The organism is Pseudomonas fluorescens, assembly GCF_001307155.1.
Lineage (GTDB): Bacteria > Pseudomonadota > Gammaproteobacteria > Pseudomonadales > Pseudomonadaceae > Aquipseudomonas > Aquipseudomonas helvetica.
In genome coordinates, this window is record NZ_CP012830.1 from 972,116 (window position 1) to 995,843 (window position 23,728).

22 protein-coding genes are annotated in these 23,728 nt (G+C 59.1%); 7 read left to right on the forward strand and 15 right to left on the reverse strand.

Features of this window, described 5'->3' with window-relative positions:
• Positions 1-92 precede the first annotated feature (92 nt).
• The 6 genes from era to lptF form a co-directional block, all read right to left on the reverse strand.
• Positions 93-995, reverse strand: coding sequence for a GTPase Era (gene era / locus AO353_RS04505; RefSeq protein ID WP_054593873.1), 903 nt, complete (start codon positions 993-995; stop codon positions 93-95).
• Positions 988-1,677, reverse strand: a complete 690-nt coding sequence (gene rnc, locus AO353_RS04510) for a ribonuclease III (protein WP_019691997.1) — start codon at positions 1,675-1,677, stop codon at positions 988-990. Before rnc ends, era begins: the two co-directional genes overlap by 8 nt.
• A gap of 179 nt (positions 1,678-1,856) precedes the next feature.
• Positions 1,857-2,711, reverse strand: a complete 855-nt coding sequence (gene lepB / locus AO353_RS04515; RefSeq protein ID WP_054593874.1) for a signal peptidase I — start codon at positions 2,709-2,711, stop codon at positions 1,857-1,859.
• Between the two features lie 5 nt (positions 2,712-2,716).
• Positions 2,717-4,516 (reverse strand): translation elongation factor 4, encoded by a 1,800-nt coding sequence (gene lepA / locus AO353_RS04520; protein ID WP_054593875.1) that lies wholly within the window; start codon positions 4,514-4,516, stop codon positions 2,717-2,719.
• 171 nt (positions 4,517-4,687) lie between these two features.
• The gene (gene lptG, locus AO353_RS04525) at positions 4,688-5,749 is read right to left on the reverse strand and encodes an LPS export ABC transporter permease LptG (RefSeq protein WP_054593876.1); all 1,062 of its coding nucleotides are present in this window, start codon (positions 5,747-5,749) and stop codon (positions 4,688-4,690) included.
• On the reverse strand, positions 5,742-6,860 hold the full coding sequence (gene lptF / locus AO353_RS04530) for an LPS export ABC transporter permease LptF (protein ID WP_054593877.1): 1,119 nt from the start codon (positions 6,858-6,860) through the stop codon (positions 5,742-5,744). Before lptF ends, lptG begins: the two co-directional genes overlap by 8 nt.
• Positions 6,861-7,167: 307 nt before the next feature.
• Between lptF and AO353_RS04535 the strand changes: the two genes are divergently transcribed.
• From AO353_RS04535 to rlmF, 5 genes are all read left to right on the forward strand, one after another.
• Positions 7,168-8,658: a leucyl aminopeptidase gene (locus AO353_RS04535; RefSeq protein WP_054593878.1), complete on the forward strand. Its 1,491-nt coding sequence runs from the start codon at positions 7,168-7,170 to the stop codon at positions 8,656-8,658.
• Positions 8,659-8,718: 60 nt separating this feature from the next.
• Entirely contained in the window at positions 8,719-9,147 is a 429-nt protein-coding gene (locus tag AO353_RS04540) for a DNA polymerase III subunit chi (RefSeq protein WP_054593879.1), read from the forward strand.
• Positions 9,148-9,154: 7 nt separating this feature from the next.
• Positions 9,155-9,577: a hypothetical protein gene (locus AO353_RS04545; RefSeq protein ID WP_054593880.1), complete on the forward strand. Its 423-nt coding sequence runs from the start codon at positions 9,155-9,157 to the stop codon at positions 9,575-9,577.
• 219 nt (positions 9,578-9,796) lie between these two features.
• Complete coding sequence (locus AO353_RS04550) at positions 9,797-12,643, forward strand: valine--tRNA ligase (protein ID WP_054593881.1); 2,847 nt, start codon at positions 9,797-9,799, stop codon at positions 12,641-12,643.
• Between the two features lie 245 nt (positions 12,644-12,888).
• The gene (gene rlmF / locus AO353_RS04555) at positions 12,889-13,911 is read left to right on the forward strand and encodes a 23S rRNA (adenine(1618)-N(6))-methyltransferase RlmF (RefSeq protein ID WP_054593882.1); all 1,023 of its coding nucleotides are present in this window, start codon (positions 12,889-12,891) and stop codon (positions 13,909-13,911) included.
• 147 nt (positions 13,912-14,058) lie between these two features.
• On the opposite strand, the gene AO353_RS04560 is transcribed toward rlmF, so the two are convergent.
• On the reverse strand, positions 14,059-14,340 hold the full coding sequence (locus AO353_RS04560; protein WP_007905514.1) for an HU family DNA-binding protein: 282 nt from the start codon (positions 14,338-14,340) through the stop codon (positions 14,059-14,061).
• Positions 14,341-14,736: 396 nt separating this feature from the next.
• On the opposite strand from AO353_RS04560, the gene yejK reads away from it, so the two are divergent.
• Positions 14,737-15,741 carry a nucleoid-associated protein YejK gene (gene yejK / locus AO353_RS04565; RefSeq protein ID WP_054593883.1) on the forward strand — a complete coding sequence of 335 codons (1,005 nt, stop codon included), beginning with the start codon at positions 14,737-14,739 and terminating at the stop codon, positions 15,739-15,741.
• A complete protein-coding gene (locus tag AO353_RS04570) occupies positions 15,741-16,091 on the forward strand; it encodes a glutaredoxin family protein (RefSeq protein ID WP_054593884.1) in 351 nt (116 codons plus the stop codon). The genes yejK and AO353_RS04570 overlap by 1 nt, the downstream gene beginning before the upstream one ends.
• A gap of 162 nt (positions 16,092-16,253) precedes the next feature.
• Here the strand turns inward: AO353_RS04570 and AO353_RS04575 are convergent, their stop codons facing one another.
• The 8 genes from AO353_RS04575 to AO353_RS04610 form a co-directional block, all read right to left on the reverse strand.
• Positions 16,254-17,189, reverse strand: a complete 936-nt coding sequence (locus tag AO353_RS04575; RefSeq protein WP_054593885.1) for a glutathione S-transferase family protein — start codon at positions 17,187-17,189, stop codon at positions 16,254-16,256.
• 87 nt (positions 17,190-17,276) lie between these two features.
• Positions 17,277-17,597, reverse strand: a complete 321-nt coding sequence (locus AO353_RS04580) for a GIY-YIG nuclease family protein (RefSeq protein ID WP_054593886.1) — start codon at positions 17,595-17,597, stop codon at positions 17,277-17,279.
• Between the two features lie 39 nt (positions 17,598-17,636).
• Positions 17,637-18,107 (reverse strand): nuclear transport factor 2 family protein, encoded by a 471-nt coding sequence (locus AO353_RS04585; RefSeq protein ID WP_054593887.1) that lies wholly within the window; start codon positions 18,105-18,107, stop codon positions 17,637-17,639.
• Positions 18,108-18,220: 113 nt separating this feature from the next.
• Positions 18,221-19,537 (reverse strand): CynX/NimT family MFS transporter, encoded by a 1,317-nt coding sequence (locus AO353_RS04590; protein WP_054593888.1) that lies wholly within the window; start codon positions 19,535-19,537, stop codon positions 18,221-18,223.
• Entirely contained in the window at positions 19,527-20,186 is a 660-nt protein-coding gene (locus tag AO353_RS04595; protein ID WP_054593889.1) for a FadR/GntR family transcriptional regulator, read from the reverse strand. The genes AO353_RS04590 and AO353_RS04595 overlap by 11 nt, the downstream gene beginning before the upstream one ends.
• A gap of 450 nt (positions 20,187-20,636) precedes the next feature.
• Positions 20,637-21,401 (reverse strand): amino acid ABC transporter ATP-binding protein, encoded by a 765-nt coding sequence (locus tag AO353_RS04600; RefSeq protein WP_008053474.1) that lies wholly within the window; start codon positions 21,399-21,401, stop codon positions 20,637-20,639.
• A 10-nt stretch (positions 21,402-21,411) separates the two neighbouring features.
• A complete protein-coding gene (locus AO353_RS04605; protein ID WP_054593890.1) occupies positions 21,412-22,509 on the reverse strand; it encodes an amino acid ABC transporter permease in 1,098 nt (365 codons plus the stop codon).
• Positions 22,510-22,519: 10 nt separating this feature from the next.
• The gene (locus AO353_RS04610; RefSeq protein WP_054593891.1) at positions 22,520-23,701 is read right to left on the reverse strand and encodes an amino acid ABC transporter permease; all 1,182 of its coding nucleotides are present in this window, start codon (positions 23,699-23,701) and stop codon (positions 22,520-22,522) included.
• Positions 23,702-23,728: the final 27 nt, after the last annotated feature.

Below are 23,728 nucleotides of genomic sequence, written 5' to 3' on the forward strand. Positions count from 1 at the left end.
AAATGGTTTTGGGGCCGCTTTGCGACCCAGCGGGAGCAAGCTCCCTCGCCACAAAGGCCAGCACAAGGCCTTGAACCTTGTGCCGATCCTGATTACAGGTCGCCGTAACCCAGCGAACGCAGGGCGCGTTCGTCGTCGGACCAGCCGCCTTTCACTTTCACCCAAAGGTTGAGCATGATCTTGGAGTCGAACAGCAGCTCCATGTCCTTGCGCGCTTCGGTGCCGATGCGTTTGATCCGCTCGCCCTTGTCGCCAATGATGATTTTCTTCTGACCGTCACGTTCGACGAGGATCAACGCATGGATGTGCAGGGTTTTCCCCTGCTGCTTGAACTCTTCGATTTCCACGGTGATCTGGTATGGCAGCTCGGCGCCCATCTGGCGCATGATTTTCTCGCGCACCAGTTCGGCGGCGAGGAAACGGCTGCTGCGGTCGGTGATCTGGTCTTCCGGGAAGAAGTGATCGTTTTCCGGCAGGTGACCGGCGATCACCCGCTCCAGCGCATCGAGGTTGTGCCCGTGCTGCGCCGAAATCGGAATGATCTGCGCGTTCGGCAGCTGTTCCTGCAACCAGCTCAGGTGCGGCATCAGCTCGGCTTTGTCTTCGATGCGGTCGGTCTTGTTCAGCGCCACGATCAACGGGCCCGTCACGTACTGAACGCGCTCGAGCACCATCTGGTCTTCTTCGGTCCACTTGGTGCGATCAACCACGAAGATCACCACGTCGACGTCTTTCAACGCGGCCGAAGCGGTCTTGTTCATGTAGCGGTTGAGGGCTTTCTCGCCACCTTTGTGCATGCCGGGGGTGTCGACGTAGATCGCCTGCACATCACCTTCGGTCTTGATACCGAGCATGTTGTGACGGGTGGTTTGCGGTTTGCGCGAGGTGATCGCCAGCTTCTGACCCAGGATGTGGTTCAGCAGCGTGGATTTGCCCACGTTCGGACGGCCGACGATGGCGACATAGCCACAGCGAGTTGCAGTTGAATCAGTCATGGCCATTCTCCACGCCCAGGGCAATCAGTGCTGCGGCGGCCGCTACCTGTTCGGCAATACGACGACTCACACCCTGACCTCGGCTTTTTTCGTTCAGTAAGGTGATTTCGCATTCGACGAAGAACGTCCGGCAATGCGGCTCACCCTGGATATCCACCACTTCGTAACGCGGCAGTTCACAGGCACGCGACTGCAAGAACTCTTGCAGGCGAGTCTTTGGATCTTTGTTGGTGTCGACCAGCGTCAGGCTGTCGAACTCGGACGTCAGCCAGGCCAGCACGCGTTCGCGCGCCATGTCCATGCCGGCATCCAGGTAGATCGCACCGATCAGCGCTTCGAGGGCATCGGCGAGGATCGATTCACGGCGGAACCCGCCGCTCTTCAACTCACCGGACCCCAGGCGCAGGTACTCGCCAAGATCGAAACCACGCGCCAATACGGCCAGCGTCTCACCTTTGACCAGGCGTGCGCGCAAACGCGACAGCTGGCCTTCGCGAGCCAGCGGAAAGCGGTCGAACAGCGCTTCACCGGCAACGAAGTTGAGAATGGCATCACCGAGGAATTCCAGGCGTTCGTTGTTGCGCCCGGCAAAGCTGCGATGTGTCAGGGCCAGGACCATCAGTTCCTGGTCCTTGAAGGTATAACCGAGCTGACGCTCGAGACGGCTTAAAGAGACGCTCACGGTTTACCCACGCTGAGTTCGTGGTCGACGTCCATCACAGCAACGCTGCTAGGCTCTTGGACAATTAACGCTGTGTTCAAAAATTACATCCTGAATATCGTTGGCTTCATGCATCTGCGGTGACCTTCTGCAGGCTCCAGAAATGCATTCGGCGCTGTGTTCAACAGCGCCGTGGGTGATTACTTGATCAGGCCAACCCGCGAGAAATTCGGCAGGTGACTGAGTTTGGGTTCCGGCCAGCTCATCCAGACGGCGAAGGCCTTGCCGACGATATTCTTGTCGGGAACCATGCCCAGCAGATCCTTGGGAATAGTTGGATCATCCCAGTAGCGACTGTCGTTGGAGTTGTCGCGGTTGTCGCCCATCATGAAGTAGTGCCCGGCAGGCACGGTCCATTGATGGTCCGGGGTTGCGCGGTAGCGGCTCATTTCCTTGCGGATCAGGTGCTCGGCGACGCCGAGTTTTTCCTTGTAGAGCTCGGCACTGCCCAGCGTACCCGGCTCGGAGCCAACCAGCTGCTCTGCGATCGACTCACCGTTGACGAACAGGCGCTTGTCGGCGGTGTAACGAATCTGATCGCCCGGCAGGCCCACTACACGCTTGATGTAGTTGACGTTCGGGTCGCTTGGGTAGCGGAACACCATCACATCGCCACGCTGCGGATCACCCACCTGGATGACTTTCGTATCGAGCACCGGCAAGCGGATCCCGTAAGAAAACTTGTTCACCAGAATGAAGTCGCCAACGTCCAGGGTCGGCTTCATCGAACCAGACGGAATCTGGAACGGTTCCACCAGGAACGAACGCAAGACCAGCACGATGAACAGCACCGGAAAGAACGACTTGCCGTATTCAACCAGCATCGGTTCTTTGTTCAGTTTCTCGACCACCATCATGTCAGGCTCAGTGACGCTACCCTGATAAGAGGTAATGGCGGCACGCCGACGCGGCGCCAGAAAGATCAGGTCGAGCAACCCCAACAGACCGCAAACGAAAACGGCGATGACCAGCAACAGCGGGAAATTTAGTGACATAGGACCTAACTATCCAACCTGAGCACAGCGAGGAAGGCTTCTTGTGGAATTTCCACGTTGCCGACCTGCTTCATGCGTTTTTTACCGGCCTTCTGCTTTTCCAACAGCTTGCGCTTACGGCTAACGTCACCACCGTAGCATTTGGCCAATACGTTCTTTCTGAGTGCCTTGACGGTTGTCCGCGCCACAATCTGTCCGCCAATGGCGGCCTGGATTGCCACGTCGAACATCTGCCGCGGAATCAGTTCTTTCATCTTCTCGGTCAACGCACGACCTTTGTAGTGCGCGTTGTCACGGTGCACGATCAACGCCAGGGCGTCGACTTTTTCACCGTTGATCAATACATCCAGCTTCACCAGATTAGCTGATTGATAACGATCGAAATGGTAATCCAGCGAAGCATAGCCGCGACTCGTGGATTTCAGGCGATCGAAGAAGTCCAGGACCACTTCGTTCATCGGCAAATCGTAGGTCACCTGGACCTGGCTACCGAGGAACAGCATATCGTGTTGAATGCCACGCTTCTCGATGCACAGGGTAATGACGTTGCCCAGGTGCTCCTGCGGCACAAGAATATTTGCCCGAACGATTGGCTCGCGCATGTCTTCAATAGACGACAGGTCCGGTAGCTTGGACGGGTTGTCGACGTAAATCGTTTCACCGGTTTTCAGCAACAGCTCGAAAATAACCGTCGGCGCCGTGGTGATCAGGTCCAGGTCGTACTCGCGCTCCAGGCGCTCCTGGATGATCTCCATGTGCAGCATGCCGAGGAACCCGCAACGGAAGCCGAAGCCCAGGGCGTCGGAGCTTTCCGGGGTGTATTGCAGCGACGAGTCGTTCAGCGTGAGCTTTTGCAGCGCTTCGCGGAAGTCTTCGAAGTCGTCGGAGCTGACCGGGAACAGACCGGCATACACCTGCGGCTGAATGCGTTTGAAACCTGGCAGCACGTCGACGTCCGGCGTCGAGCTCAAGGTCAGGGTGTCACCTACCGGCGCACCGTGAATGTCCTTGATGCCGGCGATGATGAAGCCTACTTCACCGGCTTTCAGATCAACGGTGGCGGTGTGCTTCGGATTGAACACACCGACGCTGTCGACCAGGTGGATCTTGCCGGTGGACTTCACCAGAATCTTGTCGCCCTTTTTCACGCGGCCGTGGCGCACGCGAACCAGGGAAACAACGCCCAGGTAGTTGTCGAACCAGGAGTCGATGATCAACGCTTGCAGCGGATCTTCGATGTTGCCGGTCGGCGCAGGAATGGTGTGTACCAGACGCTCGAGCACTTCATCGACACCCAGGCCGGTCTTGGCACTGCACTCGACCGCATCGGTGGCATCGATGCCGATGATTTTTTCGATTTCTTCTTTTACGCGGTCCGGATCAGCCTGTGGCAGGTCGATCTTGTTCAGGACCGGCATCACTTCCAGGCCCTGCTCGATTGCCGTGTAGCAGTTGGCAACCGATTGCGCCTCGACACCCTGACCGGCATCGACCACCAACAAGGCACCTTCACAGGCCGCCAGCGACCGGCTGACTTCGTAGGTGAAGTCAACGTGGCCGGGGGTGTCAATGAAGTTCAGTTGGTACTTGATACCATCACGGGCGGTGTAATACAGGGTAACGCTGTGAGCCTTGATGGTGATCCCGCGTTCACGCTCAAGGTCCATGGAGTCCAGTACCTGGGCTTCCATTTCACGCTCGGCCAGGCCGCCGCACATCTGGATGAAGCGATCGGCCAGAGTCGACTTGCCATGGTCAATGTGGGCGATGATGGAGAAATTGCGGATATGACTCAAATCACTCACGGATCAACACTCAAAAAGGCTGCAGGCATAGCCCGCCGAAAAATAGCCGGGAATTGTACCTGATACACGACGCAAGCGTCACGTTCACAGGTCAACGGTATTGGATACAAAAACGCCCCGCTCTTGCGAACGGGGCGTTTGACTGTCAACCGAAGCAGGAAATACCCGCGATCAACCGGCTCGGCGCAGCATCCAGAGACCGGCCACTCCACAGATACCGGCCGGAACCAGCACCGCGAACAATGGCGAGAAGCCGAAGACCAGGCTTGAAGGCCCGAGCAAATCCTGAGCGATACGGAAGGTAAAGCCGACCAGTACCCCTGTAAACACACGCTGGCCCAGGGTCACCGAGCGCAGCGGGCCGAAGATAAAGGAAATCGCCATCAACACCAGGGCAACAGTGACCAGTGGCTGCAACACCTTGACCCAAAACGCCAGCCAGTAACGGCCATTGTTCAGGCCCTGATCCGCCAGATAGTGGATGTAACCCCACAAACCGCTGATCGACAACGATTCCGGCGCCATGATCACGGTGTTCAGCAGTTGCGGGCTCAACGGGACTTCCCAGCGTTCTTGCGGGGCCGTGACCACTTCGGTACTGCCGTCATGGAACACCGTGGTGGTGACGTCGTTCAGCTGCCAATGATCAGTTTCGAACTGCGCACGCTTGGAGAAGCTCGAGGTCAGCATGTGACGCTCGCGGTCAAAACGATAGCGAGTCACACCGTACAGAATGCCGTCCGGCTGCACCGAGTTGATGTGAATGAACTCATCACCCTGGCGGTGCCACATACCGTGCTTGGCGCTCTGCGCATCACCAATGCCCTGAGCCAGTGAGCGATTGGCCTGGGCCACGTTTTCCGCAGCGGGCGCAACGTACTCGCCGACCAGTACGCCTGCCAGCATCAACACCAGCATCGGCTTCATCACCGCCCAGACGATCCGGCCGATGGACACGCCAGCGGCGCGCATGATGGTCAATTCACTGCTGCTGGCCAGGCTGCCCAGGCCGATCAGGCAACCGATCAGTGCCGCCATCGGCAGCATGTCATAGACCCGACGTGGCGCTGTCAGCGCCACGTAGCTCAATACGTCGGTGAGGGTGTAGGTATCCGTGACATCACTCATCTCGTCGATGAAGGCAAACAAGGTCGCCAGGCCAAGAATGATCCCCAGTACCGCCAGGATCGCCATGAAAACACTGCCACCAATGTAGCGATCGAGCTTAACCACGGGTCACCTCCAGCGCACTGCGGCGACTCGCCATTTTCAAGCGCAACGGCTCCCAATAGAGCAGTCCCAGGCCAATGGCCAGGAATATTGCGTGAACCCACCACAGACCCAGTGCCGGGGGGATCTTGCCTTTCTCCAGAGCACCGCGTGCGGCGATCAGGATCGTCAGATAAGCCATATAGAGAAGAATCGCCGGCAGCAACTTGAGGAAACGTCCCTGGCGCGGATTGACCCGCGACAGCGGCACCGCCATCAACGTCACGATAAACACCAGCAACGGCAGCGACACACGCCACTCGAGCTCGGCGCGTGCACGAATATCCGGATTGTCCAGCAGGGTGCGGGTCGGCATCGCATCGCGATCGGTCACCTCGTCGCTGACATCCGGCTTGGGCAGCAGCACGCCATAGGTGTCGTACTTGATGGCCCGATAGTCGGCCAGCCCCGGCTGACCGTCGTAACGGTAGCCATTGTCGAGAATCAGGTAGCGGTTGCCGTCTTCCTTGATTTCCTGACGACCCTTCTCGGCCACCAGTACGGAAATACCGCGATCCTTCTGATCGGCGGAAAGACGCTTTTCCGAGATGAAGACGCCGCCCAGATTGATCCGGTCATCGGACAGCTGCTCGGTGTAGGTCACCCGCGAACCATCGCGCAGCGCCTGAAAACGGCCCGGCACCAGCGTGTCGAACTCGGTCATGGCATCCTGCTTGTTCAGCAGCAACTGGAACTGATTGGCGCCTTGCGGTGCCAGGCTCAGGCTCAGCCAGGCCACGATCACGGCAACCAGCGCAGCCGGAAACAGGGTCATGCCCAACAGACGCTGCTGGCTCATGCCGGTCGCGGAGAGCACGGTCATTTCACTTTCAAGGTACAGGCGACCGTAGGCCAGCAGGATCCCGAGAAACAGCCCCAAAGGCAGAATCAGTTGCAGGAAACCCGGCAGACGAAAGCCCATGATCAGGAACAGCGAGCCTGGGTCCAGGGCGCCCGAGGCGGCCTGGGCCAGGAACTTGATGAAGCGCCCACTCATGATGATGACCAGCAGCACAGCGCTGACGGCGCTCAAGGTCAACAGGACTTCGCGGGACAGATAACGGAAGACAATCAAACCAGACACTCCAGGGTTGTCAGGCTAAGGCGGCCAAACAAGCAAACATATCGGGCGACCCACAGGGCTGAGCCGCCGAAAAAGATGGCGCATTATCCTGTGATTGAACGCGCCTGTCACTGCGCACGCTCAAGCAGCCGCGCAATGGTGTAAAGATCACCTGCGCGAGGGTTGTCAGGCGCACGGAGCGAGGTTCAAACTGCGGCCTTTGTCGCTGGCCTGCACCAGCGTCTTTCTATAGATAGGCAAACGTGTGCGCGCATCGCGTAACACGCTGCACTTTGACCATTTATTCAGGGACCCGGACATGGAACTGGTTGTAAAAAGCGTTAGCCCAGAAACGTTGAAAACCGCCACTCTGGTGGTCGCCGTCGGCGAAGACCGCAAACTCGGCACGGTCGCCAAACAGCTCGACGAGCTCTGCGGTGGCGCGATCAGCGCAGTCCTCAAACGCGGCGATCTGGCCGGCAAAGTGGGTCAGAGCCTGTTGCTGCACAGCCTGCCAAACCTCAAGGCCGAACGCGTGTTGCTGGTTGGCGTGGGTAAAGACGCCGAACTGGGCGACCGTCCATTCCGCAAAATCATCGCCGGCGTACTGAACTCCCTCAAAGGCCTGGGTGGCAGCGAAGCCGCTCTGGCGCTGGACGAAGTCGCGGTCAAAGGGCGTGACAGCTACGGCAAGACCCGCCTGCTGGCCGAAACCCTGGTCGACGGCGAATACACCTTCGAACAGTTCAAGAGCCAGAAGGCTGATCCGCGCGCCCTGAAGAAAATCACCCTGCTGACCATCAAGGCCGCACAGGCTGAAGTCGAGCGCGCCGTGACTCACGCCACTGCAATCGCCAACGGCATGTCCTTCACCCGTGACCTGGGCAACCTGCCACCGAATATCTGCCATCCAAGCTTCCTCGCCGAACAGGCCAAGAGCCTGGGCAAGGCCAACAAGGGCCTGAAGGTCGAGATCCTCGATGAGAAGAAGATCAAGGAACTGGGCATGGGCGCGTTCTACGCCGTGGGCCAGGGTAGCGATCAACCGCCACGCCTGATCGTCATGCAATACCACGGCGCCAAAAAATCCGAGAAGCCTTACGTGCTGGTCGGCAAGGGCATCACCTTCGACACCGGCGGCATAAGCCTCAAGCCGGGCGCCGGCATGGATGAAATGAAGTACGACATGGGCGGCTCGGCCAGCGTCTTCGGCACCTTGCACGCAGTGCTCGAATTGAAACTGCCGATCAACCTGGTGTGCATCCTGGCCTGCGCCGAGAACATGCCAAGCGGCGGCGCGACCCGTCCTGGCGACATCGTCACTACCATGAGCGGCCAGACCGTGGAAATCCTCAACACCGACGCCGAAGGCCGCCTGGTGCTGTGCGACGCCCTGACCTACGCCGAACGCTTCAAGCCACAGGCGGTGATCGACATCGCGACCCTGACCGGCGCCTGCGTCGTCGCCCTCGGCGCCCACACCTCAGGCCTGCTGGGCAACAACGACGAACTGATCGGCCAGCTGCTGAGCGCGGGCCAACAGGCTGACGACCGCGCCTGGCAACTGCCGCTGTTCGATGAGTACCAGGAACAGCTGGACAGCCCGTTCGCCGACATCGCCAACATCGGCGGCCCGAAAGCCGGCACCATCACGGCGGCCTGCTTCCTGTCGCGCTTCACCAAGAACCTGAAGTGGGCGCACCTGGACATCGCCGGCACGGCCTGGACCAGTGGCGGCAAGGACAAGGGCGCCACTGGCCGTCCGGTTCCATTGCTGACCCAATACCTGCTGGACCGCGCCAAAGCCTGAAACTGAAGATCCTGAACGGCGTCATCCGCGGATGACGCCGCGCAGGCATCAGGAACCGCAATGACCAAAGTCGACTTTTATATCCTGCCCAGCGCCGATCCTTCGGCGCGGCTGGATTTTGCCTGCAAGCTCACCGAAAAAGCCTGGCGCATGGGCCACCGCATCTACCTGCATTGCAGCGATGCCGCCCAACGCGACGATCTCGATGCACGCCTGTGGGCGTTCAAAGGCGAAAGCTTCGTGCCTCACGGCCCCGCCGAAAACGAACCGGACGGTTTAGTGGTGCTTGGTCTGGGAGACGATCCAGGACAACACCAGGACTTGCTGGTCAATCTTGACCTCAAAGTCCCGTCTTTTGCCCAGCGCTTTGCCCGTGTGGCCGAAGTGGTGGTTGAAGACCCGGCTATTCGTCAGGCCGCGCGGGAGAGTTTCCGTTTCTACCGCGAACAGGGCTATCCTCTGCAAGATCACCGTTTACAGCGACTCTGAGCACATGATGGACACGTCAAACCAGCTGCAAAAGTCCGCACACCTGCTGGACGACCTCGAGTCGATCCGCCAGTTGCTCGGCGATGACAACCTGCAACCACCGCTGCTGACCGACACCGTCGAGCAAGTCAGTGATGAAGGCCAGATTCCGATGTTGTTCGATCAGGTCGGCGGCAAACCGCAGGCTGAAATCATCGAACCACCTGCCCCACCACCGACACCCGCGCCTGCACCTGTCGCGGCTCCGACTCCGACCTCATCTGTCCAGCAAGGCGCCGATGTCATGCTGCACCTGAACGACGAACTGCGCGCCGCCGCGCAATTGATCATGCAAGACGTGATCGACGACTTCGCCCCGCACATCGAAACCGAGATCAAGCGTCGGCTTGATGCGCGGATGGAGCGGTTGCTCAGCCAGTACGAATCCTGAAACTGCTGCGCGACCATCGCGGGCAAGCCTTACTCCTACAGGTTCCTACTGCCCGTAGGAGCAAGGCTTGCCCGCGATGGCGTCATCATTGCCGATAAAAATCTCACCTCATTGCACAATTTTCAGGCACCCGCCATCACCTCGCTCTACGCGCACGGGAACATCCCCGCTATACTTCCCGGCTTTTCCTGAATAAATGCCAATAGGGTCCCGCCGCGCATGGATAAGACCTACCAGCCGCACGCCATTGAAACTTCCTGGTACAACACCTGGGAGTCAGAGAATTACTTCGCCCCGCAAGGCGCGGGCGAGTCCTACACCATCATGATCCCGCCGCCGAACGTCACCGGCAGCCTGCACATGGGCCATGGCTTCAACAACGCGATCATGGACGCCCTGATCCGTTTCCGCCGCATGCAGGGTCGCAACACCCTGTGGCAGCCGGGCACCGACCACGCCGGTATCGCCACGCAAATGCTGGTGGAGCGTCAACTCGAAGCCAAGGGTCAGAATCGCCACGATCTGGGCCGTGAAAAATTCCTCGAGAAAGTCTGGGAGTGGAAGGATGAGTCCGGCGGCAACATCAGCCGTCAAATCCGCCGCCTCGGCTCGTCTGTCGACTGGAGCCGCGAGCGCTTCACCATGGACGACGGCCTCTCGGAAGCGGTCAAGGAAGCCTTCGTGCGCCTGCACGAAGACGGTCTGATCTACCGCGGCAAGCGTCTGGTCAACTGGGACACCAAGCTGCACACGGCGATTTCCGACCTCGAAGTGGAAAACCACGACGAAAAAGGTTTCCTGTGGAACCTGAAGTACCCGCTGGCCGACGGCGCCAAGACCGCTGAAGGCAACGATTACCTGATCGTCGCGACCACTCGCCCGGAAACCATGCTCGGCGACGCCGCCGTGGCGGTTAACCCGAACGATGAACGCTACAAAGCCCTGATCGGCAAGTATGTCGTGTTGCCACTGGTTGGCCGCCGCATCCCGATCATCGCTGACGATTACTGCGACCCCGAGTTCGGCACCGGCTGCGTGAAAATCACCCCGGCCCACGATTTCAACGACTATGAAGTCGGCAAGCGCCACAACCTGCCGCTGCTGAACATCTTCGACAAGAACGCCGAGGTGCTGCCAGCAGCCCAGGTCTTCAACCTCGATGGCAGCGTCAACGAAGCGATCGACGGCACACTGCCCGCCGAATACGCCGGTCTCAACCGTTTCCAGGCCCGCAAGGAAATCGTTGCCGCATTCGAAGCCGCCGGCCTGCTGGTCAGCGTCGACGATCACGCGCTGAAAGTACCGAAAGGCGACCGCTCCGGCACCATCATCGAGCCGTGGCTGACCGACCAATGGTACGTTTCCACCAAACCGCTGGCCGAGCCTGCGATTGCTGCCGTTGAAGACGGCCGCATCCAGTTCGTGCCCAAGCAGTACGAAAACATGTACTTCTCGTGGATGCGCGACATCCAGGACTGGTGCATCAGCCGTCAGCTGTGGTGGGGCCACCGGATTCCGGCCTGGTATGACGAGTCGGGCAAAGTCTACGTCGGTCGCGACGAAGCCGAAGTGCGTGCCAAGCACAACCTCGGCCCGGACGTTGCGCTGCAACAGGACAACGACGTGCTCGACACCTGGTTCAGCTCGGGCCTGTGGACGTTCTCCACCCTCGGCTGGCCGCAGCAAACTGAATTCCTGAAGAAGTTCCACTCCACCGACGTGCTGGTGACCGGCTTCGACATCATTTTCTTCTGGGTTGCCCGGATGATCATGCTCACCATGCATTTGGTGAAAAACGAAGACGGCACGCCTCAGGTTCCGTTCAAGACTGTGTATGTGCATGGTCTGGTGCGTGATGGCCAAGGCCAGAAAATGTCCAAGTCCAAGGGCAATGTCCTGGACCCGCTGGACATCATCGACGGTATCGAGCTTGAAGCACTGGTAGAGAAACGCACCTCGGGCCTGATGCAGCCAAAACTGGCGAAGAAGATCGAGAAGCAGACCCGCGAAGAGTTCGCCGACGGTATCGCCAGCTACGGCACCGACGCCCTGCGCTTCACGTTCTGCTCGCTGGCCTCGACCGGCCGCGACATCAAGTTCGACATGGGCCGCGTCGAAGGCTATCGCAACTTCTGCAACAAAATCTGGAACGCTGCGCGCTACGTGCTGGACAAGGGCGAAGACTGCGGCCAGAACGGCGAGGCCTACGAACTGTCGCTGGCGGATCGCTGGATCATTTCGCAGCTGCAACGCACCGAAGCCGAAGTGACCCGCCAACTCGACCAGTTCCGTTTCGACCTGGCGGCGCAAGCCTTGTACGAGTTCATCTGGAACCAGTATTGCGACTGGTACCTGGAACTCTCCAAGCCGGTGCTGTGGGACGAAAACGCAGCCGTAGAGCGTCAACGCGGCACCCGCCGCACGCTGGTTCGCGTGCTGGAAGTCGCCTTGCGTCTGGCCCACCCGTTCATGCCGTTCATCACCGAAGAAATCTGGCAGCGCATTGCGCCGCTGGCCGGTGTTCAAGGCAAGACGATCATGCTGCAGCCTTGGCCAGTGGCCGTTGAGGCACGCATCGATCAGGCCGCCGAAGACGACATCGAATGGCTCAAGGGCCTGATGCTTGGCACGCGTAACATTCGTGGCGAGATGAACATCGGCCCGGGCAAACCACTGCCGTTGTTCCTGAAGAACGTCAATACCGAAGACCAGCGTCGTCTCACCGAGAACGAAGTCCTGCTGAAGAAGCTGGCCAAGCTCGAGTCGATCACTGTATTGGCTGCAGGCGAAGAAGCACCACTGTCTGCCACCGCGCTGGTGGGAGAGATGGAAGTGCTGGTGCCGATGGCCGGTCTGATCGACAAAAACGCCGAACTGGCGCGCCTGGACAAGGAAATCCAGCGCCTGCAAGGAGAAGTGCAGCGGGTCGGCGGCAAGCTGTCCAACGCTGGCTTCGTTGACAAGGCCCCGGCCGACGTCATCGAGAAAGAACGCGCCAAACTGGCCGAAGCCGAACAGGCTCTGGGCAGACTGGCCGAGCAGCATGCGCGAATTGCCAGTTTGTAACGGTAAATCGCACTGAAAAAGGGAGACCCGAGTGGTCTCCCTTTTTTATTTTCATTGTCCCAAAACACCGAAACTCCGCTTTCTTGTGGGAGCAAGGTTTGCCCGCGATGAACGATAACGTGGTGCATCTGTTACACCGCATCGTGATTCTCGCGGGTAAGCCTTGCTCCTACGGGATCCCCGCGCGACCATCGTCTGTGGGACAATGCCCGTCACTTTTAGCCATACCCGAATCGACCTCGCCCATGAACGCCCCCCGCACACCAAGACCTGCGCGCCAAAAGCCAAAACCCGCGACCCCGGCCAAAGCCGTCGAGCCGCGTGAGAAGGCCAGCTTGCATCCACGCAACCGCCATCAGGGCCGTTACGACTTCCCGGCGCTGATCAAGACCACGCCTGAGCTGGCGAAGTTCGTGATCATCAATCCCTACGGCAAAGAGAGCATCGACTTCGCCAGCCCGGATGCAGTGCGGGTGTTCAACCGGGCGCTGCTCAAGTCGTTCTACGGCATTGCCCATTGGGACATCCCGGCCGATTACCTGTGCCCACCGGTTCCGGGCCGTGCCGACTACGTGCACTTCCTGGCTGACTTGCTGGCCAGTGTCAACGACGGCGAAATCCCTCGGGGCGCGCCGGTCAAGGTGCTCGATATCGGCATGGGCGCCAACTGCGTCTATCCGTTGATCGGCTACAGCGACTACCGCTGGCACTTCCTCGGCTCGGAAATCGACCCGACCGCCGTTGCCGCCGCCAAAGCCATCGTGCAGTCCAACGGGTTGAACAAAGCCATCCAGTTGCGCCAGCAAAGCAATCCCAAGCACATTTTGCTGGGTCTGCTCGAACCCGGCGAACGCTTTGACCTGACCATGTGCAACCCGCCGTTCCACGCCTCGATGGACGAGGCTACCAAGGGCAGCGAGCGTAAATGGCGCGCACTGGGCCGCGCCGACCCGAAGCGCAAGCTGCCGGTGCTGAACTTTGGTGGCCAATCGGCCGAACTGTGGTGTGAAGGCGGCGAAGCACGGTTTGTGACGCAACTGATTGCCGAGAGCGCGCACTTTCAGCACAAAGTGCTGTGGTTCAGCACCCTTGTCTCGAAAGCCTCAAACCTGCCTGCCATCCAGACCGCACTGAAAAAGGCCGGCGTACTGGAGAGCCAGGTCGTGGAAATGTCTCAGGGGCAGAAGCAAAGCCGTTTTGTCGCCTGGACCTTCCAGACTAAATCCGAGCAGCAAGTCTGGCGCGAACGCTGGGTTCGCAAGAGCTGAGTAACTGACCAACGCAGATCAACTGCGGGGAGGGCCGGGCGACGTTCGCTTGCTCGCTCCCACATTGGCTTGCAGCATTTGCTGAATAGCGGATACAAAAAAACCGTGCCCGGGTTGTCCCGGCGCACGGTTTTTTTTACTGCGGTCTTACTTGTTAACAGCGTCAGTCAGGCCTTTAGCCACGACCAGCTTGATAACTTTCTTGGCAGCGATTTCGATGGCAGCGCCAGTCGAAGGGTTGCGGCCGGTACGGGCAGGACGCTCGGTCACTTTCAGCTTGCCGATACCTGGCAGAGTGATTTCGCCGCCGTTTTCCAGTTGATCAGCAACGATTTGGCCCAGTTGGTCCAGAGCGTTACGCGCGGTGGTTTTTGGCGCGTCGATAGCTTCAGCGATATCGGCGATCAGTTGGTCTTTAGTAAGAGCCATGTGGTGTTCCTTCCCTATCAAATTCATATGGATTGCAGAGTGCAGTGTCAGCCATCGAGCCCGATCTTCTGGATCTGGCACCCTCGGCTACAACACCGACGGGTCGGGGTTATAGATGCCGAAATCAGGGTTTGGTTCGACCTGACAAATGCTGAATGCACGCTTAACGCAGTGACTTCGCGTAAGACCGGGCAAAACTAGCACAGAGACGGGGAAATATCCGCCTCTACCTACCCATTTGGTCAGCTTTATTGCTCTAAATCCGGAAAAAAGCGCATAAGCCCGGTCAGACACGCCTCGAACACCCTTCAAGCACCGCCAAAACCAGCAGGTGCGGTACACTGGGCACTTTTTTGGGGGAGCACGCCCTCCTCTCTTCAATCAGCCGAGAAGCCCATGCCGATCCGTCATTGCATCGTCCACCTGATCGACAAAAAACCCGACGGCACTCCTGCAGTTCTCCACGCCCGCGACTCCGAACTTGCTGAGTCCACGGCCATCGAGAATATGCTCGCCGACCTCAACGAAAGCTATAACGCCAAACAAGGCAAGGCCTGGGGTTTGTTCCATGCCGAGTCCGGCGCGCACCCGTTCAGCGGCTGGCTGAAGGAATACCTCGACGGCGGCAAGGACTTCACGGCGTTCAGCCGCGTTGCAGTGGAACACCTGCAAAAGTTGATGGAAGAATCCAACCTGTCGACCGGCGGCCACGTGCTGTTTGCGCACTATCAGCAAGGCATGACCGACTACCTGGCTATCGCACTGCTGCACCACAGCGAAGGCGTGGCGGTGACTGACCAGCTCGACGTGACGCCGTCCCGCCACCTGGATCTTGGCCAGTTGCACCTGGCAGCGCGAATCAACGTGTCCGAGTGGCAGAACAACAAGCAGTCCAAGCAGTACATTTCGTTCATCAAGGGCAAGAACGGCAAGAAGGTTTCGGAGTATTTCCGCGACTTCATCGGCTGCCAGGAAGGCGTCGACGGTCCGGGCGAAACCCGCACCCTGCTCAAGGCGTTCAGTGACTTCGTCGAAAGCGAAGACCTGCCGGAAGAGTCCGCCCGCGAGAAGACCAAGACCCTGGTCGACTACGCCAGCAGCCAGGCAAAACTCGGCGAACCGATGGGCCTCGAAGAGTTGTCTGAGCTGATCGACGAAGAACGCCCGAAAGCGTTCTACGATCACATCCGCAACAAGGATTACGGCCTGTCGCCAGAGATCCCGGCAGACAAACGCACCCTGAATCAGTTCCGCCGCTTCACCGGCCGCGCCGAAGGCCTGTCCATCAGCTTTGAAGCGCACCTGCTGGGCTCGAAGATCGAATACGACGAAGAAGCCGGCACGCTGATCATCAAGGGCCTGCCGACCCAACTGACCGATCAGCTGAAGCGCCGCAACTGATGCTGAACGGCGTACTGAAGAAATTCCTGCTGATCCTGCTGGTGGTTGTGGCCTACCAGAACTGGGGCAAGATCGAGCGGGTGTTCAATCCTTCGCAAGTGGTGTCCGAGCAGACCCAGGCCAATGCCAGGGTCGTGCTCTACGCCACCGACTGGTGCGGTTACTGCAAACTGACCCGGCGCTTTCTCGACCAGAAAGGCATTCCTTACCGCGAGTTCGACATCGAGAAAGATGCCGAAGCACGCAAGACTTATGAAGCGCTGGGTGGACGCGGAATACCGATGCTGGACGTGAACGGCACATTGATCCGCGGTTATGAGCCTGAGGCGATCCTCACTGCCCTGAAATAGACTGTGGCGAGGGAGCTTGCTCCCGCTCGAGTGCGCAGCGCTCGCAAACAGGTAAACCGGTTCTGTCAGGCAAAACGCGAATACCATTTCTATGACTGCTTCGCCCGAACGCGGACCGGCCGACGGGAGCAAGCTCCCTCGCCACAAATGCCCGTGCCCGGGTCAGCGTGCCTCGATGCGAAAGCCAAACCGCGGGAAGTGCACATGCACCAGCCCGCCCCGCTCATCTTCGCGGCGCAGGATCAGTTCTTCGCGCCCTGCAAACAGCAACTCACCTACGACCGGATCAACGCCATAGTCAGTCGCCGCAATGACTACTTGCTGGCCGGCCTTGAAGCCGTTGGGTTCATCGAACTGCTCATCCGGCAAAGCCGCTGGTGTTGAATGACGCGAAACCTCCAGCGCCTCTTCAGAGGTCATTTCGCTGAATGCACCATGCCCGAAGCCCATGACCCGAACCAGCCATGCCGACACCGCCGGATAAACATCGACCAACGGTGCCGTCACCGGTGTGTCCTTGAGGAACCACAACGGGTGAGCCATGGCGAAGTCGGCAATCGAAGGTTCACCAAACAGGTAATCACCATCCTCGCGCTGCAATTGCTGCTCAAGCCGCGCCATGATCGTCGGCCATTGATGCCTGGCCTGCTCGGCCGACAACCGCGTAGCGCTGCCACCGCTGAACAACCCGGCACGGTCAGCGACAAATGCCTTGATCGCTTCTGGAGACAACTTGGCAAAACGCACCGCCACCGATTCTGGCTGGAACACCAGGCTCACCGCATGCTGAAACACCACCGAATCAGCCCAGGCGGCAAAGCTCGCAGTGATCATCTCCCGACCTTCCGGGAACAATGCAGGCGAAGCCTTTTCCTGTTCCAGACGGCGGGCAATCAACGCTGTGTCGCAGTAGATATCGGCGCCAATCTGCAACACTGGGGTCTTGCGGTAACCACCGGTCAGTGCGGTCAAATCGGGTTTTGGCATCATTCGCGGGATCATCACGGAACGCCAGGACAAGCCTTTGAAACCGAGCAACAGTCGGTTTTTTTCTGCAAAGGGGGAAGTTGGGTAATGGTGAAGAATCAACTCTGGCATGCTGGGCCCGCCGCTGGTGTTAGATGTCAGCAGCTTAGCGCGCAATCGAATAGCGGCCTACCCATCTGCCTGATGGGCACTTATCAGTCAGATTGATAAACCCGCAGAGGCGCTCGCCACCAGACATTCCTTGGCGCTTTTCTTGAGTTTTTTGATCAGGCGTTCCTGACGCAGTGCTTCGCTTTTATCGCGGCAGGCTTCGGTGTACACCAATGCAACAGCCGGGCTTGAGAGGAAGAAACGCGCACCTTTACCGCTTTGATGAGTGGCAAAACGCCGGACAGGGTCGTCACTGATCCCGCAGTACAGCGAACCGTTGGCCGCACGAACCAGATAGACGAACCAGGGTTTGCTCTGCGCGGGTGGGGTTGCAGGGTCGCTGACGGAGACTTCGCTCAAGGTGTTCACGTGACGATCAAGGCTTGTAGGAAACAAGCCGCGATCTTATCAGCGACTGGCCTGGAACGCCTTCAAGCCTTTCAAGGCCTGCGCGCGCACAGCGTTGCCCACCAATGGTGTCCAGCCCAGCAACAGACCTTTGAAACCCAATGCCTGACGCGACCAGCGCCACAGATCGAAATGGTCGTGGTGCTCGCAGATCTTGCCGTCACGGAAAACAAATCGCGCCTGAATGTCGTTGACCACCGTGTTGCCGGTCTGGCTGAACAGGTAGGTCGCCACCCAATGCGCACCGCCCGTACGCTCATCGGCGCGGACGTTATCGAAGGTCAGGGAAAAGTCTTTGGCGCGAGTCGTGAGCATGCGCCACATGTCGCCGGCATCGCGCCCACGCAGTTCGCCGAACGCCGGATCACTGAACACCACGTCGTCGGTGTAGCAGGCGCTCATGGCCTCGGCATCCAGCCGCTGGAAAGCTTGATAGAACTGGGTGATCAAGGCGCGGTTGGCATCACTCATGGGCAGGCTCCCTGCATTGGCAAAAACGGCTTCGAAAGATCCCTGCACGATAATCTGCCAATGCAGGGAAAACTACCGACATTCGCATCAGGAATATCGGCACTGCGCAGGCTTCAAACGCGTTCGCTTTCGACCTGTACGTACAGCGAACGCCCGGCACCGAGACCGGCGATGATCGCGCCGAGGCCAATAACCCCGAAGATCCAGCCCAGCGCGGTCCAGCCGCCGGTCCAGTCATGTACCAAACCGACCGCAAAAGGTCCCATTGAGGCCAACGTATAGCCGAACCCCTGGGCCATGCTCGACAGGTTGGCCGCCACATGGGCATCGCGCGAACGCAGCACGATCAGGGTCAGCGCCAGGCTGAACGTACCGCCCTGCCCCAGTCCGAGCAGAATCGCCCAGCCCCACAGGCCTTCGATCGGCGCATAGAGGCAGCCGAACAGACCGCCGAGGGTCAGGAGCATGACGACGACGATCGCCAGTCGCTGATCCTTGCCGCGCGTCGCCAGCCATGGCGCGGCCAATGAGCTGGCCAACTGGATGATCACCGAACCGGACAGCACCAGTCCGGCCTGGGTCGGTGTCAGGCCGCGGCCGATCAGGATCGACGGCAACCAACCGAAGACGATGTAGGCCAGCGAGGATTGCAGGCCCATGTAAAGGGTCACTTGCCAGGCCAGCGGATCACGCAGCAAACCGCGCACCCGATACGCCACATTGTGCGCGCCGTGTTTCTGGCCAACTTGCGGCAACCAGAACATCGCCGCGACCAGCGCCGGGATCACCCAGAAGCCCAGGCCCAGCGCCCAGCTTTCGTCGAAATGCTGGCTCAAAGGCACCGTCGCACCGGCCGCCATGGCCGCGCCAAGGCACAGGGCCATGGTGTAAACGCCGGTCATGGTGCCCGCGTGTTTGGCAAAATCACGCTTGACGATGCCCGGCAGCAGCACACCGATTACGCCAATGCTCGCGCCGGCCAGAATGCTGCCGGCAAACAGCCCGACTTCACCGAACGAACTGCGCAGAATGATCCCGCCAGCCAGCGCCAGCAAAATCCCCAGCACCACTCGCTCAGCGCCAAAGCGCCGCGCCAACAGCGGTGCCAGCGGCGCGAACAGCCCAAGGCAAAGCACCGGCAAGGTGGTCAGCAAACCGGCCTGGGCCGCCGACAGCCCGAGACTTTTCGACACATCGCTGAGCAGCGGCGCCATGCTCGACAGCGCCGGGCGCAGGTTCAGCGCCACCAGAATCAGCCCCAGCAGCAACAACCACGGACGACGTAAAACCGGATGGCTTTGCTGGACCTGTTCGTCATCGGCCTCGGCATCGATCAACAGCTCTTCGAGCTCAGCCGTGCGTTTGAGTTGGGTCGTGCTGCTGGTATTCGCCTGCTGGCTGGACATGAGGTTCTCGGTTTCAAGGTTCATTGATCAACTGCCTGGAAATGGCTTTGGCCCGTTCCGGATCGCGCTGCTCGACGGCATCGAGCAGTTCGATATGCAGATCGAACACCTCCTGACGTCTGGGAGTGATGTTGAGGGTCTGGCGCAGTTGCGCGCCGATGATGCTGGAGAAAAAGCGATACAACTCGCTAAGCGTCGGGTTATGCGCGGCGTCCACCAAACGCCGGTGGAACACCAGGTCGCAGGCAATGTAGCTATCGAGATCGCCGTGGTAGTGACTGCCGCTGACACCCAGGGCTTCACGCAGTGCGATGAGGTCTTCATCGGTACGACGCAACGCCGCCAGACCGATGGCCTCGACCTCGAGGATGTGTCGGGTTTCCCGGGCCTGTTCGTGGGAGCAGCGGGACAAGGCTTTCATCGTGTCGAGCGGGTCGACAACCGCCCGCAGGTAACTGCCGTCGCCCTGCCGGATCTCGATCAAGCCGGAAAACGCCAACACCCGCATGGCTTCGCGCACGGTGTTGCGGCTGATACCCAGCTCGGTCGCCAGCTCAGGTTCAGTGGGCAGGCGCTGGCCGACTGACCAGGTGCCGTTGTTGATGCGCAGGCGCAACTGTTCTAGGGCCTGATCGACCAGAGAACGCTTAACCAGTGGGGATGTGTCTGTCATTGAATTCACCCTTTCATCCAATCATAGGATGAATTTTCTGACATGTTAGTCAGCTTCGTCCGAGAGGACAACGGGCTAGGGTTACAAAGCTGGAAATGGAGCGGGATTGTCGATTGCCAGAATTACCCTTTAAGGGCGATTAGTATCTCAAGGTGCAAGGTCTCTTATGGAAAAGAACACCCCCCTGTGGCGAGGGAGCTTGCTCCCGCTGGGGTGCAAAGCGCCCCCCCCCCAAAACTACCGCCACACCTCATCAGGCATATCCTTGCCACAAAGAACACGACTGCTTCGCAGTCGAGCGGGAGCAAGCTCCCTCGCCACACGTTTCATGGAGATTTACCTCAAGGTGACCTGCCGCCCGGACGGAGGTCCGCCGGTAATCTCGGTTTCCTGATCGAAAAAAACAAACCCGGCACGAGGCCGGGTTTATTTTTGCGAGTCAGCCCGGCATCAATGCAGGATCTGGCTCAGGAACAGCTTGGTGCGTTCGTTCTGCGGGTTGTCGAAGAAGTCGTTCGGCGCAGCCTGTTCGACGATTTCGCCCTTGTCCATGAAGATCACGCGGTTGGCCACGGTCCGCGCGAAGCCCATTTCGTGGGTCACGCAAAGCATGGTCATGCCGTCTTCGGCCAAACCAATCATGGTGTCCAGAACCTCTTTCACCATCTCTGGGTCGAGTGCCGAAGTCGGTTCGTCGAACAGCATGATTTTCGGCTTCATGCACAGCGCACGGGCAATCGCCACACGCTGTTGCTGACCACCGGACAATTGCCCCGGATACTTGTGCGCCTGCTCTGGAATGCGTACGCGTTCCAGGTAATGCATGGCAATTTCTTCCGCCTTGCGCTTGGGCATCTTGCGCACCCACATCGGTGCCAGCGTGCAGTTCTGCAGGATGGTCAGGTGCGGGAACAGGTTGAAGTGCTGGAACACCATGCCGACTTCGCGACGAATCGCTTCGATCTGTTTCAGGTCGTTGGTCAGCTCTACACCATCGACCACGATGCGGCCCTGCTGGTGCTCTTCCAGACGGTTGAGACAGCGAATGGTGGTCGACTTGCCCGAACCGGACGGCCCGCACAGAACGATACGCTCGCCTTGCTTGACGTTCAGGTTGATGTCTTTCAATACGTGGAACTGGCCGTACCACTTGTTCACGCCCTGCATCTGAATAATGCCTTCAGGGCTCACAGGCTGTTTGATCGCTTCACTCATCACAAAACTCCTAACGCTTGTGGCCTGTGTCCAGCTTGCGTTCCAAATGCATGGAATAGCGGGACATACCAAAACAGAAAATCCAGAACACCAGGGCCGCGAATACATAGCCTTCAGTGGCCATGCCCAGCCATTTCGGGTCGGCGGCGGCTTGCTTGACGCTGTTGAGCAAGTCGAACAGGCCGATGATGATCACCAGGCTCGTGTCCTTGAACAGCGCAATGAAGGTGTTGACGATGCCCGGAATCACCAGCTTCAGGGCTTGTGGCAGAATCACCAGGCCCATGCTGCGCCAGTAACCGAGACCCATCGCGGCTGCGGCTTCGTACTGACCTTTGGGAATCGCTTGCAGACCACCGCGCACCACTTCGGCCACGTAGGCCGACTGGAACAGGATCACCCCGATCAAGGCCCGCAGCAACTTGTCGAAGTTCATGCCTTCTGGCAGGAACAACGGCAGCATCACCGAGGACATGAACAGCACCGTGATCAACGGCACGCCGCGCCAGAACTCGATGAAGGTCACGCAGACCACGCGAATCGCCGGCAAGTTCGAGCGACGCCCCAGCGCCAGCATGATCCCCAGCGGCAACGCACCGACAATACCGACCGTGGCGATCACCAGGGTCAGCATCAGGCCGCCCCATTGACTGGTTGCAACGTTGGTCAGGCCAAGAATGTCACCGTGCAGCAGGATGTAGGCAACGATCGGATAGAGCACCAGAAAGCTCAGCCCGTACACCGCTTTACGCGGGAAGCGCGAGATGAACAACGGAGCCACGCCAATGACCGCCAACCACACGGTCAGGTCGACACGCCAGCGCAGTTCGGGCGGGTAATACCCGTACATGAACTGGCCAAAACGCTGCTGAATGAACACCCAGCAAGCGCCTTCCTTGGTGCAGTCGGCGCGCGTGGTGCCCACCCAGTTGGCATCCAGAATCGCCCAGTGCAGGATCGGCGGCACTACCAGATAAATCAGGTAGAACGCGAACAGCGTGAGCAGCGTGTTGATCCAACTGGAAAACATGTGCTCGCGCATCCACGCCAAGATACCGATTCTGGTGCCTGGCGGTGGCATGTCAGGTTTGAAAATATGAGTCGTCATGCGCTTTTCCTCACCGCTCGATCAGCGCAATGCGCTTGTTGTACCAGTTCATCAGCAGGGAAATGCTGATACTGATCGCCAGGTACACGCTCATGGTGATGGCGATGACTTCGATCGCTTGCCCGGTCTGGTTCAGCACCGTGCCGGCAAACAGCGAAACCATTTCCGGGTAACCGATACCGGCGGCCAGCGAGGAGTTCTTCGCCAGGTTCAGGTATTGGCTGGTCAGCGGCGGAATGATCACCCGCAGGGCTTGCGGGATGATGACCTTGCGCAGGGTTGGGCCGTTGCGCAGCCCCAGCGAACGTGCCGCTTCGGTCTGACCGTGGCTGACCGAGTTGATCCCGGAACGCACGATCTCGGCGATGAACGCCGCGGTGTACACCGTCAGGGCCAGGGTCAGGGCCAGCAGTTCCGGAATCAGCACCCAGCCGCCGACAAAGTTGAAGCCTTGCAGCTTCGGCATTTCCCAATGCAGTGGCACACCGAAGATCAGCGCGCACAAGGCTGGAATCAGCAGAAACAGTGCCAGGCCGACCCAGAACTTGTGGAACGGCACGCCGGTCGCTTCAAAACGCTTGTTGGCCCAACGGCACATCAGCACGATGGCGACGATCGCCACCACGATGCTGATCACAAACGCCCAGAACCCGTTGGCCATCTGCGCGGCCGGCATGTTCAGGCCGCGGCTGCTGACAAAGAAGGTGTCGGCGAAGTTATGGCTATTGCGTGGCCCTGGCATGGTCAGGAACACCGCAAAGTACCAGAACAGGATTTGCAGCAGCGGCGGAATGTTACGGAAAGTCTCAACGTAAACTGTTGCCAGCTTGTTGATGATCCAGTTCTTCGACAGCCGTGCCACGCCAACGATGAACCCCAGAATCGTCGCCAGGATCACGCCGATAAAGGTCACCAGCAAGGTGTTGAGCAAGCCGATGACAAACACCCGGGCATAGCTGTCCGATTCGGTGTAGTCAATCAGGTGTTGCGCGATACCGAACCCGGCGCTGCGCTCCAGAAAGCTGAAACCGGAGGTAATGCCCCGGTGTTGCAAGTTGGTTTGAGTGTTGTTGAACAGGTACCAACCCATCGAGATCACCGCGACAATCGTGATGATCTGAAACAGCCACGCACGCACTCGCGGATCGCTGAGGCTGAGCCTCTGCTTTGGTGCGCCGATTGAATTTTGCATGAAGTGCCCCAGAAATAATGGAACAGA

Excerpts from the sequence above, each read along its gene's own strand:
- AO353_RS04610 (WP_054593891.1), bottom strand. The coding sequence starts at position 23,701 with ATGCAAAATTCAATCGGCGCACCAAAGCAGAGGCTCAGCCTCAGCGAT.
- AO353_RS04600 (WP_008053474.1), bottom strand. The coding sequence starts at position 21,401 with ATGAGTGAAGCGATCAAACAGCCTGTGAGCCCTGAAGGCATTATTCAG.
- AO353_RS04560 (WP_007905514.1), bottom strand. The coding sequence starts at position 14,340 with ATGGCTCTTACTAAAGACCAACTGATCGCCGATATCGCTGAAGCTATC.
- AO353_RS04570 (WP_054593884.1), top strand. The coding sequence starts at position 15,741 with ATGCTGAACGGCGTACTGAAGAAATTCCTGCTGATCCTGCTGGTGGTT.
- AO353_RS04545 (WP_054593880.1), top strand. The coding sequence starts at position 9,155 with ATGGACACGTCAAACCAGCTGCAAAAGTCCGCACACCTGCTGGACGAC.
- lepB (WP_054593874.1), bottom strand. The coding sequence starts at position 2,711 with ATGTCACTAAATTTCCCGCTGTTGCTGGTCATCGCCGTTTTCGTTTGC.
- AO353_RS04590 (WP_054593888.1), bottom strand. The coding sequence starts at position 19,537 with ATGAACCTTGAAACCGAGAACCTCATGTCCAGCCAGCAGGCGAATACC.
- era (WP_054593873.1), bottom strand. The coding sequence starts at position 995 with ATGACTGATTCAACTGCAACTCGCTGTGGCTATGTCGCCATCGTCGGC.
- AO353_RS04605 (WP_054593890.1), bottom strand. The coding sequence starts at position 22,509 with ATGACGACTCATATTTTCAAACCTGACATGCCACCGCCAGGCACCAGA.
- rlmF (WP_054593882.1), top strand. The coding sequence starts at position 12,889 with ATGAACGCCCCCCGCACACCAAGACCTGCGCGCCAAAAGCCAAAACCC.
- AO353_RS04540 (WP_054593879.1), top strand. The coding sequence starts at position 8,719 with ATGACCAAAGTCGACTTTTATATCCTGCCCAGCGCCGATCCTTCGGCG.
- AO353_RS04585 (WP_054593887.1), bottom strand. The coding sequence starts at position 18,107 with ATGAGTGATGCCAACCGCGCCTTGATCACCCAGTTCTATCAAGCTTTC.
- yejK (WP_054593883.1), top strand. The coding sequence starts at position 14,737 with ATGCCGATCCGTCATTGCATCGTCCACCTGATCGACAAAAAACCCGAC.
- AO353_RS04595 (WP_054593889.1), bottom strand. The coding sequence starts at position 20,186 with ATGACAGACACATCCCCACTGGTTAAGCGTTCTCTGGTCGATCAGGCC.
- AO353_RS04550 (WP_054593881.1), top strand. The coding sequence starts at position 9,797 with ATGGATAAGACCTACCAGCCGCACGCCATTGAAACTTCCTGGTACAAC.
- AO353_RS04535 (WP_054593878.1), top strand. The coding sequence starts at position 7,168 with ATGGAACTGGTTGTAAAAAGCGTTAGCCCAGAAACGTTGAAAACCGCC.
- AO353_RS04575 (WP_054593885.1), bottom strand. The coding sequence starts at position 17,189 with ATGCCAGAGTTGATTCTTCACCATTACCCAACTTCCCCCTTTGCAGAA.